At 42.2% G+C, this 13,044-nt stretch carries 7 protein-coding genes; 6 read left to right on the top strand and 1 reads right to left on the bottom strand.

Annotation, left to right across the window (positions count from 1 at the left end; genetic code table 11):
- Nucleotides 1–118: 118 nt before the first annotated feature.
- Nucleotides 119–2,713 (top strand): NACHT domain-containing protein, encoded by a 2,595-nt coding sequence (locus tag EAH55_RS11210; protein WP_121809698.1) that lies wholly within the window; start codon nt 119–121, stop codon nt 2,711–2,713.
- On the opposite strand, the gene EAH55_RS11205 is transcribed toward EAH55_RS11210, so the two are convergent.
- A complete protein-coding gene (locus EAH55_RS11205; protein WP_121809697.1) occupies nt 2,710–3,588 on the bottom strand; it encodes an AraC family transcriptional regulator in 879 nt (292 codons plus the stop codon). The two genes, EAH55_RS11210 and EAH55_RS11205, sit on opposite strands and share 4 nt — an antisense overlap.
- 220 nt (nt 3,589–3,808) lie before the next feature.
- On the opposite strand from EAH55_RS11205, the gene EAH55_RS11200 reads away from it, so the two are divergent.
- From EAH55_RS11200 to EAH55_RS11180, 5 genes are all read left to right on the top strand, one after another.
- Entirely contained in the window at nt 3,809–5,038 is a 1,230-nt protein-coding gene (locus tag EAH55_RS11200) for an enolase C-terminal domain-like protein (protein WP_121809696.1), read from the top strand.
- A gap of 9 nt (nt 5,039–5,047) precedes the next feature.
- Nucleotides 5,048–5,812 carry an SDR family NAD(P)-dependent oxidoreductase gene (locus EAH55_RS11195; protein ID WP_121809695.1) on the top strand — a complete coding sequence of 255 codons (765 nt, stop codon included), beginning with the start codon at nt 5,048–5,050 and terminating at the stop codon, nt 5,810–5,812.
- A gap of 12 nt (nt 5,813–5,824) precedes the next feature.
- Nucleotides 5,825–7,123 (top strand): L-fucose:H+ symporter permease, encoded by a 1,299-nt coding sequence (gene fucP / locus EAH55_RS11190; RefSeq protein WP_121809694.1) that lies wholly within the window; start codon nt 5,825–5,827, stop codon nt 7,121–7,123.
- A gap of 402 nt (nt 7,124–7,525) precedes the next feature.
- Nucleotides 7,526–9,514, top strand: a complete 1,989-nt coding sequence (locus EAH55_RS11185) for an SGNH/GDSL hydrolase family protein (protein ID WP_121809693.1) — start codon at nt 7,526–7,528, stop codon at nt 9,512–9,514.
- Nucleotides 9,515–9,718: 204 nt separating this feature from the next.
- A complete protein-coding gene (locus tag EAH55_RS11180; RefSeq protein ID WP_121809692.1) occupies nt 9,719–13,039 on the top strand; it encodes a SusC/RagA family TonB-linked outer membrane protein in 3,321 nt (1,106 codons plus the stop codon).
- The last annotated feature ends 5 nt before the right edge of the window (nt 13,040–13,044 follow it).

Here is a 13,044-nt window from a genome sequence, read left to right as displayed (position 1 = left end):
TTGAACCTTTTACAATATTTTAAATAAGTTTTCAAGATTACTTGCTGATACTGTTTGCGCTAATTTGTTCGACTGACTGACGTATATAGTTAATATATTCACTCTAAAACCTTTACCTATGCATCTATTTTCGACTTATCATTTTGATCTGTTAAAAAAAGAACTAACGGAGAAAGCGGGTATGGCCTACATTACCCCTGCCGATTGCAAGGCCTTATCATTAATGCTGTTTGGCAAAACCCAGAAAAGCATTAGTGAAACTACGCTTAAACGTATTTTTGGATTTGCCTACAGCAAGTTTACCCCATCATTATTCACCATGAACGCGCTGGCTGAGTTTTGCGGTTATACAGGTTGGGATGCATTTTGCCAAAGCAAGCAAAAGACAGTTGTTAAAAAAGAAAGCCATGTATATAAACCTGGGAAGATAACGGCCAAAGCAGACAGGATCACCAATTTCACTTTGCAAACCCAGATCAATCATTCAGGGATACCGTTCCAGTATACCATTCCCCGGAATTTTATTAATGAACAATTGTCCATATTTATGCAGCAGCCTTATACAGCCACTGTGTTTACAGCTCCGGCAGGCTATGGCAAAACAATTGGACTATGCCATTGGGTAAAAGATTTGATAAAAGCCAACACACAAAAAGATGAAAAAGACCTGATACTGTTTTTTAACGGTAACACGCTCAATTCATCGCTCCAAAACATCCATCTTAACCATTGGCTGATGGGGCTTATTGGCCTGTCGCCAGATGAAGACCTTGACGGCCTTGCAGAAATGGCCGAAGATTTTAGCGGGCGCTTTATTTTAATTATAGATGGTTTCGATGAGTTTTATTTCAAGAATAACACATTCGAAACGGTATTTAAGCAATTGGCCGATATTATAGCCATGTACCACAAATACCCCTGGTTTAAGGTGATACTAACCATGCGTTCGTCAACCTGGAGTAACTTCAGGGAAGATATAATAGCCCAACCTGATCTGTGGTTCACCGGTTTTATGATGGATAGCAGTCAAAAACTTAATGTGCCGCTGTTTACTACCGAACAAATCAAAAAACTTTGCGATAATATAAACCCTAATATTGCCCATGATATAACTTTACCTATTATTGATAAACTAAGTCATCCTTTATACTTCCAGTACTATTACCAGCGATACAGCGATAATTTCAGCTTAAGCCACTTTAATGACCTTACTTATTACAACCTTGTAGCCGCAAACTACTATCATAATGTTTACAAAGGTCATTATGCCATTGAAAAGGTATTGTTGATTACCGGCATCATTAATCAAATGGATACCGATAACCGGGTATACGAGGTTAGTAAGATCAGGATCTATGAGCTGATCAAAAAATATGGATCGGCATACCAGGAGATGCTTAGCGCAGGGATCATTGAGGAACTTAACCTCTCGCGCGAAAACAAGCTCAACTTCGTAGTTAAAATGATTGACGATACTACCCTGGAGTATGCGTTGGCTATGATACTGATGTACAACAATAACTATGTATTTGATGATAACCTGGTAAACCTAACCGACCTGGTATTCGGCAGGGATAAAAAACTGCCTATCATAAAATGGTTTATTTATAATGCAGTTCATAAAGACTATAGGTTCGAGCTTAAAGCTTTACTAAGTGTACAGTTGTTGCCAAAAGAAAAATCGGAGATCATCAGGTTTATTGGTGAATTACTCAAAATTCAGCATGTAAACACAAAAATGACCGAGCGAATGGAAGATTTGTTTAGACAGGTTTGCAGCGAGGAGTTCTTTAACTACTTTATCAGCCTTGAATTTATCGATATTGGTTATGAGGAAGTGCTGGAAACATTTTTACAATTCCGCTTATCAAACCAGCAACAAATTTTAATAAAAACCTGCCTTGCTGCCATTGCCATCATGCAGCTTGATTTAACAAAAATCGAAAAACACTTTAATGATTTAAAGCAATACAATTTAAAAGCGCTTCAAAACTTGCCTATCAACCCGGTAAACTGCATTGAAACTATTTTGTTTTACCTCAAGTATGGCATCATAAAAAAGGAGTCGCTTACCGAAATCACAAGGTTCTATTTCAATCCGGTTCAAAACACCGGTGTTTCAAAAGGATTTACAGAAGTAGTTTATTTGTTGGCTTTATACACATCAACCATCTGTCAAAAACACAACAAAGCAGCCAAATTTATTAACGGTTTAAATAAGGTATACCGGGGTTATTCTACAGGATATGCTTTCATTTTAAAAACCGTTATGGCCGAGTCATACCTGGCGTCGGGTTATGAAGATAAAGCCAAAGCCGTTTTTAATGAGATAAGCATCACTTACAATGAACAGGATGGCGGTTTCACTACTTTTATGAAAGTGCTTTACGAGGGCTTAAAAATAAAACTCACCCTGCCGGTAAGTAACCAGCTTGCAGTTGTTAACAATATTAAAAACCTCATTAAATTATGCGATGACTCGAAACAGATCATAGTTAAGGTAAACACGCTTGGTTTTATACTTACTAACTATGCTGTATTGAAAGAAAACGTATACGTTTTTAACGATCTGTATTTCGATTTCATTAAAAGCATCCGCAACAACGGCTGCCGTACCGAACATTTCATGAACGATGAAATAAAATGGGCCGAAACGCCTCCTGCAAATAGTACGACAAACAGGTTGCAAAACTTTAGCCTAAATCGCAACTAAGACAAAATCTGGTTCCGGTACTCGCGGGGGCTTACTTTTTTAATCACCTTAAAAAAGCGGTTAAAGTTTGATACGTTATTAAAACCGCATTCATAGGCTATATCTGTAATACTGGTTTCTTTATGGCCCAGCAATTTACAGGCATAGCCTATTCTTGTTTCATTTACAAACTGAGTAAATGACTTTTGCGTGCGGGCCTTAAAAAACCGGCAAAACGCAAAGGTGTTCATGTTAGCCACATCGGCTATTGTGTTTAGTGAGATATCTTCCCTGAAATTGTCAAAGATGTACTTAAATACCTGGTCCATACGTTTGCTATCATTGTACTGGTAGTAGTTGATATAATTGATACTGGCCAGCAGATCATATTCCGTATCTGATGAACTCATGGCATTCAGGATCTCAAGCAGGGTGATGATTTTTTGCAGCCCCTCTTGCTGCAAAATCTGGTACATTAATTTTACTACCATATCCCGGCTTCTGCCTTTCAACTCCACCCCTCTTTGTGCCTTGTTCAAAAACGACTCGATTTTGCGCACATTTCCAAAAGCCGAAAGGTGCAGCAATAACTTCGATGGGTTAAAATAGATAGATAGAGAATGCGCATAAGGCTCCGGTTCGTCTCCGTTAGTTTGCTCCTGTGTGTTGTGCCAAACGTGCGGGATATTTGACCCCAGGAAAATAAGCTCGCCGCTTTCAAAATAATCAACCAGGTCGCCGATTATCCTTTTGCCCGAACTTTTTACGATGTGAACCAGCTGGCATTCCTCATGAAAATGAAACTCATTGGAGAAAAAAGGAAGCCTGACTTCCTTGGCAACAAAAAGGTCTTCTGACTGTACCCCGTCAGACAATACGGCTAAAATTGGTTTCATTTTAACAAGATCAGATCACAAAAGCTAAATATAAGCAAAAATACTATCGAAAGTTGCCAATTAAAGTGAAAGTAAAAAATCAAACCGCGCTAATTTTACAACATCATACCTTATCTGAAAAGGTATAATAAACCGATTTATAAACACAGGAAACAAGATTTTATCGAGGACTTTTCTATAGAGAACAGTCTGAATTTATTTGCAAAATATATTTACTTACATGTACATTAATAAAATTGAAGTTACCGACAAGCGTTTTAATTTAGGCAATGGCGCCGGATCTGATGCCGTAAACGATTCTACCCAGTACGCTTACGCCATTTGTGAACTGCATACCGATAGCAGCGTAAAAGGCATTGGCCTGGCCTTTACCCTTGGCGCCGGCAACGACCTGGTATGCAAAGCCATACAATACCTTTCCGAAACATTGAAAGGCCGCGAAATTGAGGAACTGATGTCTGATTTCGGTTCGGTTTACCGTTCGATACTTGACTCGCCTACTTACCGTTGGCTGGGGCCGCACAAAGGTGTTATGCAACTGGCGCTGGCGGCTATAGTTAACGCATGTTTCGATCTATGGGCTAAAAGTCGCCAGGTACCACTCTGGAAACTTTTGCTCGATTTAAGCCCGAAAGACCTCGTAGCTACACTCGATCTTAATTACCTGGAAGATGTATTAACCATTGAAGAAGCAGAAAACATTTTAGGGAACAATCTTACCGGCCGTACGCTACGCAACAGCGTTTTGCAAACAGGTTATAAAGCCTATGATACATCGGTAGGTTGGTTTAACTACTCAGATGAAAAAATTAAGGAAAATGTGGCGCGCGCCATCGATCGCGGGTTTACGGCCATGAAATTAAAAGTAGGCTCAAACGACCCGTTACGCGATATCCGCAGGGCAAAGTTGGTTCGGGCCGAAGCTGGCGACAGAACTACCATCATGCTTGATGCCAACCAAAAATGGAACCTTCCGCAGGCCATCTCCATTTGTAAAGAGTTAAGCACCATAAACCCTTACTGGATTGAAGAGCCTACCCACCCCGATGACGTATTGGCTCATCAGACACTGGCTAAAGAAATTGCACCTCTTAAAATTGCAGCCGGTGAGCATATTCCTAACAAGATCATCTTCAAAAACTTTTTGCAGGCAGGCGCCATGGATTTTTGCCAGGTTGATTGTGTGCGCGTTGGTGGTGTGTCTGAATTTCTGACGATTAGTCTGCTGGCAAAAAAATTCAACGTACCGGTAGTCCCTCATGTGGGTGATATGGGGCAGATCCATCAGCATTTAGTGTTGTTTAATCATGTTGCTATTGGGCACGAAAACTTATTTTTGGAACACATACCGCATTTGGCCAAATACTTTAAAAATCCGGCCAATATTAGCGAGGGCTTTTACGCCGTACCTGCCGAAGCAGGCAACAGCAGCGATCTTGTAACCAGCTAAAAACCAAAAATGAACCAGTTATTAAACAAAGTAATATTTATTACAGGAGGCGCGTCGGGCATTGGTTTAGCTTGTGCCGAAGCTTATATCCGTGAGGGGGCAACCGTTTTTATCATGGATGTTAATGAGCGGGCCCTTTATAAAACGCTTGACCGTTTTGGCGGCAAACATGAAGGCATTGCGGGTGATGTATCAAACAGCGCCGATGTAAAAGCCGCTTTTGAAACTATTAATAAACATTATGGCAAGCTTGATGCTATTCATAACAATGCGGCAATAGCTCATCCATCAAAACCTGTTGACGAAACAGAAGAAAATGAGTGGGATGCCCTGATGGATATTAACCTCAAAAGCCTGTTCTGGACAACCAAATATGGCATCAACATGCTTAAAGCATCAAAAGGCAGTATCCTGAATACCAGCAGTATGGCCGGCGATATCGGGCAAAGTCTGCATGCTGCTTATACCGCAACCAAAGGGGGCATCAACGCGCTTACCAAATCTATGGCGCTTGATTATGCGCAATATGGGATCCGGGTAAACGCGGTTTCGCCGGCTGGGGTGTGGACGCCATTACTTAAGCAATGGGCGGCAGAACAGCCGGATCCCGGATCGATAGAGAAATACCTGAATGATATACACGCTTTAGGCTACTGCCCGGAGGGTGATGTAGTAGCCGACGCGGCAGTTTTCCTGCTTTCGGATGCTGCACGATTTGTAACCGGATGCATTATGCCAGTAAGCGGCGGCGCTGAATTAGGCTATAGAAGATAAAACAGGATAAGCATGAACAAAACCAATGGTAACGCATCAAAATATTTAGCTCCGCTGCTGATAGTAATGAGCCTGATGTTTTTCTGGAACCTGAGCCGCAATATTAACGATGTGCTGATCCCACATCTGAAAAGGGCCTGCCAGTTAACCGATCTGCAATCGTCGCTGATCCAATCCGCATTTTTTGGGGCTTATTTTCTGATGGCTTTACCTGCAGGGCGCTTCATTGAAAAAATGGGTTACAGGGCAGGGATGCTTACCGGACTTATTCTGGCGGCTATTGGTGCAGCAATATTTTACCCGGCAGCAACTACCAGATTTTACCCGGTATTCCTGCTGGCATTATTTACCATGGCATCAGGCTTTGCCATATTGGAAGTTACTGCTACACCCTATATTTCAAAACTTGGCAACCCGAACCACGCATCAAGCCGGTTAAGCCTAGCGGCTGCAGTTGGCTCAATGGGTGCCACAATAGGGCCTTTCATTGGTTCCAGATTTTTGCTGCATGAAAAAGATATCCCGGCAAGCCTTATACAATCCTTTAGCCCGGAACAACTTCAATCGTTTTTAAACAGCGAAGCACACCTTGTGATTCCGCCTTATTTAACTTTGGCGGTGTTATTTATAGCCCTGTGCATGGTACTATACTTTTTAAAGTTGCCGGTGATTCATGAAGGTAACAGCAGGCAAAAACTCTCTGGAGTATTTAAGTTCAGGCATACTATATTGGGCGTACTTGCTGTTTTCGCATACCTGGGTGCCGAAGTTGGCGTGGTAAGTTTCATTATCCGGTACACGAAATCATTAAATATTGCAGGCATTACGGAGCAAAAGGCCGCCTTATTTATTACGCTTTATATGGCGCTGGTATTAACCGGGCGTTTATTGGGTGCATTTTTGCTCAAGCAGGTTAAACCTAATAAAGTGCTTATGCTATGCAGTATCGGCGCGTTTGTGCTGATATTGATATCGGTACTTACAAGTGGCTATGTATCCATAATTTCATTATCCGTAGTTGGGCTGTTTACTTCGGTAATGTACCCGATCATTTTTACCCTCAGCATTAAAAACATAGGCGATTATACCAAAGTAGCTTCATCATTGCTCATTATGGGCGTTGTTGGTGGTGCTATTATCCCACCAATAATGGGCCTGATATCTGATCACTCGGGCATCAGGATGGCATTTATAGTACCCCTTGTTTGCTATGTATATGTGCTATACTACGGCGTTAAAGGGTACGTGGTGACAAACAAAACTTATTCGGACGAATCCGAAGAACCGCTATTGACAGTAATAGGTCATTAGGCCCGATCTATCAAACTTACGAGGTTTTAAAACTTCGTAAGTTTCTGAATTTTCACCCCACGGCTCTTGGCATAAGCCATCAATAATGAACCGTGAACTAAAAACAACCGATACAATTTTGCGCAACTTTTAGTTTTTTCGACACTATTTTGTTGTGAAAAAGACACTTAATACAACTAAATTGTTTCAGCAAGACATTTTTTGCCAAAAACAGAAAAAGCAATGTCAAAATAGTATCGAAACAAATCAATTTAGATGCAATTTATTGTTAATGCCCTTCATACTTTTATCTTAATTATAAACGCCAACTACTAAGGTTTTTACAAAAAAATTTTAATCGAAAACATCAATCCTCAAAAAAGGACGAAGTTTTTGAACTGGGATTGCTATAACCAATACTGAATGATTAAAACTTTACTAATTACGCTATTATTTGGGTTCACGGCCGGTATTGCCTCAGCACAAAACCATGAAAGTGGCGGTGCGGGCAATGCCCCAGCCGTATATACCATTCAACATACAGCCAATGATAGCTGGAAAGGATTTGAACGGGTAAATATTACTATTGGTACCCACAAAGCCTATTTTATAAACCCCAAAAAACCGCTTGAAGGTAATCCATGGGTGTGGCGGGCCTCATTTCCGGATTGGCATACCGATATTGACAGCATCCTGCTAACCAAAGGCTTTCGTATAGCTTTTGTAAACGTTGATGATCAATATGGTAGCCCTTATGCTTTACAGGTATGGGATGCTTTCTATAAATATTTAACCACCAAACAATCATTTGCCACAAAAGTTGCTCTCGAAGGCGTAAGCCGCGGAGGTTTATATGTATACGGCTGGGCCAAACGCAACCCCGATAAAATTAGTTGCATTTATAACGAAGCACCTGTTTGCAACATTAAAAGCTGGCCGGGTGGTAAACTAAGCGCTCCTGGAGATGCCGGTTTGTGGAAACAATTGCAGCAGGTATATCACTTTACAGAGCAACAGGCACTTGATTATAAAGACAATCCTATTGATAACCTTGATGGGCTTGCTGCTTTCAAAGTTCCTGTAATGCACATTATTGGCATAAACGACCAGGTTGTGCCTAATGCCGATAATACCAACATCCTTGCTCAACGTTATACGGCCTTAGGCGGTCCGATGATGGTATACCCGGTAACTGCCGGTCCGCAGGAGTTGAACGGGCACCACTTCCCTATTGAACATCCGGAACAATGGGCAGATTTGATCATGGGGTACAGCTACCCGATAAAAAAGGCATTGCCCTATGCCAATTACTTTACAATCCGGGACGGTTTAGCCAATAGCCTCAGTGTATTTAACGCAGGCCAAAAAGCTACCGTAGCTTTTTTAGGCGGATCCATCACCTACAACCCAGGCTGGCGCGAAAAGATCAGTCGTTATCTTACCGAGCGCTTTCCATCAACTAATTTTCACTTTATACAAGCCGGTATCCCGTCCTTAGGAAGTGTGCCTCATGCATTCCGTTTACAGCGGGATGTGCTTGATTCGGGCAAAGTAGATTTGATGTTTGTTGAGGCTGCCGTTAACGACAATGTAAACGGCCTGGATAGCCTGACCGAAGTACGTGCTTTAGAAGGTATCGTAAGGCATGCAAAAAAAGCAAATCCGCTGATGGATATTGTCATGATGTCATTTGTTGATCCGGATAAGATCAGGGATTACAACAATGGCAAAACCCCACTACAAATTAAAAATCATGAACTGGTAGCTGGACATTACGGCTTGCCGTCTATCAATTTGGCTAAGGAAGTTACCGACAAACTTAACAACCAGGAGTTTTCATGGCAATATGACTTTAAAGACCTGCACCCGGCCATATACGGACAGGAACTTTACTTCGCTTCCATAAAAAGCTTACTGAATGCATGCTTTGATGATCAACAAAACAAGGCATCAAAATTATCTGCATTACCAAAACCACTCAATAACCTCAATTTAAATAACGGCAAATATTACAACATCCAGTACGCTAAAAGCCTGAATGGATGGGCTATTAACCCCGATTGGGCACCTGATAACAACGTGACAACCCGCGAAGGTTTTGTACACAAGCCAATGCTTATCGCAACAAAATCGAGCTCGTCATTAACACTGCCATTTACGGGCACTGCAATTGGAATGGCCATAGTATCGGGTCCGGACGCGGGCATTATAAGCTATAGTATTGATGGCGGCCCCGAAAAGAAAATGGATCTGTACACACAATTCAGCTCATGGATCTACCTGCCATGGTATGTAACCTTCAGTACCGATCTTAAAAAAGGTGCACATACGCTCAATTTAAAAATTGACACTGATAAGAATGCAAACAGTAAAGGAAACGCGTGCCAGGTAGTTTATTTTTTAACCAATTGATTTTTTCAAAAAAGCAACAGCAAGCTTAAACACGGCTAAAAAATTTTAATTGTCAACTTAACATATTTTAACTCTCAATAAACAACATGATTAAACCAGTTTTTAAAGGAAAAACCTTTTACCAACTCCGCATTTAAATGCATTAAAACCGACACACCCAAAAACCAAACTCAAAAAACAAAAAACCATTATCAAACCAATTTTATGAAACAATTTTACCAATGTATCAAAACCCGGCGGGAGCTTAAGCGCTCGTACAAACCTGCACCGGGTTTTTATTGCTTTGTATTATTACTGCTGAGCTTTATTGGTTCGGCACAATTTGCACACGCGCAAACAACCAAGGTAACCATTACCGGACGTGTAACAGATACCCTGGGAGCAACAATTGCCGGTGCCAACATCATAGCCACTAACCGTAAAAACCTGGGTACCACTACCGATGTAAACGGCAAGTTTGTGATTGATGCAGAACCCGGTACCATCCTTAAGGTATCGTACGTAACTTTTGTCGATCAGTTTTTTACCGTTTCGGCCAGTAAACTGGTGGTAAACATTGTACTTAAAGAATCAAAACGAGGCCTTGAAGAAGTTGTAGTACTGGCCTACGGTAAAAAAGAACGTAAGGAAGCTGTAGTAGGTTCTGTAACTACCGTTAAACCTGCCGACCTTAAAATCCCCGCCAGTAACTTAACCAACGCGCTTGCAGGTCAGGTGGCGGGTATTATCGCATTTCAGCCAAGCGGCCAGCCGGGGCAGGATAATTCCAGCTTTTTTATTCGTGGCGTAACCACTTTCGGCTATAAAAAAGACCCGCTCATTTTGATCGACAACGTTGAGCTTTCTACATCTGACCTTGCCCGCTTACAGGTTGATGATATCGCCAGCTTTTCGATACTAAAAGACGCCAGTGCCACCGCGCTTTACGGTGCCCGCGGTGCCAACGGTGTAATTTTAGTAAGTACCAAAGAAGGTAAAATTGGTAAGGCTAAGATTAACGTACGCGTGGAAAACTCCATTTCACAATCGGCCAAAACCCTGCAACTTGCCGATCCTATCACTTACATGAAGCTTTTTAACGAAGCCACCATAACCCGCGATCCGTTAAGCCCACTCCCCTTCTCGCAAAATAAAATATTAAATACCCAGGCCACGCTGAGCAATGCCCCGGGCAGCAATAAATATGTTTATCCGGCTGTTGACTGGCTGGGTATGCTTTTCAAAAAGCGTACAGCTACGCAACGTGCGGATATGAGCGTGAGCGGTGGCGGTGACGTTGCCCGTTACTATGTATCAGGATCGTATAACGTTGACCACGGTATTTTAAGGCAGGATATCGCCAACAATAATAACAACAACGTTAAGTTTGAAAACTACCAGTTACGCTCAAACGTTAACATCAATTTAAGCAAAACTACCGAGCTTATTGTAAGGCTTGCGGGCTCGTTCAATGAGTACAATGGACCTCTTACAGCCGACGCTTCGTTTTCGACCGACCTTTATAACGTTGCCGTACATACCAGCCCGGTATTATTCCCTGCTTATTTCCCTGCCGATTCGGCCAACCGCAATGTTAAACACATTTTGTTTGGTAACGCGGCACCGGCAAATGCGGGCTCGGCATCAAATGCTATCGCCTACAATAACCCTTACGCAGCGTTATTGCGCGGCCATAAAAACTATTCTGAATCAAGGCTATCTGCCCAGTTAGAGCTAAACCAAAAACTGGATTTTATAACCAGCGGACTTAACTTCCATGGTTTATTTCATACCAACAGATATTCATATTTTCAGTCGCAAATGGGGTATTCGCCATTTTACTACAACGTGAATACTTATGATAAAGCCACCAATCAGTATACCTTAACATGGCTTAACCCACAGCCAACCGGCAACAATGTTGCTACCGAATATTTAAGTTACTACCGCGACCCAAGTACAGATAACCTGAACACCTATATCTATTTCCAGGGTGTTTTAGATTACAACCACGCGTTTGGTGATCATAACGTGAGCGCGTCATTGATCGGCACACGCCAACAAACTGTGTATTCAGCAGCAAAAGATCCGGTATTAAACTATCCAACTTTACAGTACTCGCTGCCTTACCGCAACTTAACACTTGCAGGCCGCGCTACTTATTCATTTAAAAGCCGCTACTTCCTGGAGTTTAACTTCGGTTATAACGGTACCGAGCGTTTTTCGGCCAATCACAGGTACGGTTTCTTCCCTACCATTGGCGGTTCATGGATCGTATCTGACGAAAAATTCTGGGGGCAAGGGCTTTATGATGTTGTCACTCGTATGAAGTTACGGGCCAGCTATGGTTTAGTAGGTAATGACGCTATCGGTTCACAACGCTTCTTCTTCCTTTCGGATGTTAACCTTAACGGCGGAAACCCGGCTTCGTTTGGTACTTACAATGGTTATACCCGCAATGGTGTTTACATCAACAACTACGAAAACCCAAATGTAACCTGGGAAACCTCGCGCCAGCTAAATCTTGGTCTTGAGTTCACCCTGTTTAAAAATCTGAATGTAGTAGCAGAGGTTTATAAATATCACCGTTACAACATTCTGCAAACACGTAGCTCACTCCCGACAACACTGGGACTTGAAGCGCTTGACCAATACGGAAACCCTAACGTCACTGCTAATATAGGTACAGCCAATACCAAAGGTATTGACCTGCAGATGGACTATAAGGCGACCATAAACAACAATGTATGGCTGCAGGGCCGCGGTAACTTTACCTTAGCAAGCAGCAAATATGGCAACTATGAGGAGCCTCAGTATAAAGAAGCCTACCGATACCACAATGGTCAGGAAATAGGCAGGCAGTACGGCTATATTGCCGAACGTTTATTTGTTGATGATAACGAAGCAAGGAACTCTCCTTCACAGGTCTTTTCGACCAATGGCATCCCTCCGGGTGGTGGCGATATCAAATACCGCGATTTGAATGGCGACGGTAAAATTGACGGTGCCGACCAAACCTTTATCGGCTATCCAACCGTTCCGGAAATTGTGTACGGCTATGGTTTATCTGCAGGCATCAAAAACTTTGATATTTCCTGCTTTTTCCAGGGTCAGGCACGTGTATCATTCTTTATCGATCCTAACCGTACCAGTCCGTTCATTCAAAGCCCCGACCCATATATCTATGGTAATACACAGCTGATCAAAGCATTTGCCGACAGTCACTGGAGCGAAGAAAACCAGGATCTGTACGCTACCTATCCACGGTTAGGCGTAACCGGCAACCAGATCGAAAACAACCGCCAAAACAGTACCTGGTGGATGCGTGACGGTAGTTTCCTGAGGCTGAAATCTGTTGAAATAGGCTACTCGCTGCCGCCATCAATTTTAAAGCGCCTAAACGTAAGCAAATGCCGCATTTACTTTAACGGCTTAAACCTGTATACCTGGAGCGCCTTTAAACTTTGGGACCCTGAGCTTGGCGGTAATGGCTTTGCCTACCCTATACAAAAGGTGTTCAACTTAGGCTTAAATGTTAACCTGTAATTTTT

Source organism: Mucilaginibacter kameinonensis, from assembly GCF_003675385.1.
Lineage (GTDB): Bacteria > Bacteroidota > Bacteroidia > Sphingobacteriales > Sphingobacteriaceae > Mucilaginibacter > Mucilaginibacter kameinonensis.
The sequence above is the reverse complement of the archived record's forward strand: the minus strand, read 5'-3'. Positions and strand labels throughout refer to the sequence as shown.

What these genes read in the sequence shown, in the direction of transcription:
- EAH55_RS11210 (WP_121809698.1), top strand. Translation starts at nt 119, where the DNA reads ATGCATCTATTTTCGACTTATCATTTTGATCTGTTAAAAAAAGAACTA.
- EAH55_RS11205 (WP_121809697.1), bottom strand. Translation starts at nt 3,588, where the DNA reads ATGAAACCAATTTTAGCCGTATTGTCTGACGGGGTACAGTCAGAAGAC.
- EAH55_RS11200 (WP_121809696.1), top strand. Translation starts at nt 3,809, where the DNA reads ATGTACATTAATAAAATTGAAGTTACCGACAAGCGTTTTAATTTAGGC.
- EAH55_RS11195 (WP_121809695.1), top strand. Translation starts at nt 5,048, where the DNA reads ATGAACCAGTTATTAAACAAAGTAATATTTATTACAGGAGGCGCGTCG.
- fucP (WP_121809694.1), top strand. Translation starts at nt 5,825, where the DNA reads ATGAACAAAACCAATGGTAACGCATCAAAATATTTAGCTCCGCTGCTG.
- EAH55_RS11185 (WP_121809693.1), top strand. Translation starts at nt 7,526, where the DNA reads ATGATTAAAACTTTACTAATTACGCTATTATTTGGGTTCACGGCCGGT.
- EAH55_RS11180 (WP_121809692.1), top strand. Translation starts at nt 9,719, where the DNA reads ATGAAACAATTTTACCAATGTATCAAAACCCGGCGGGAGCTTAAGCGC.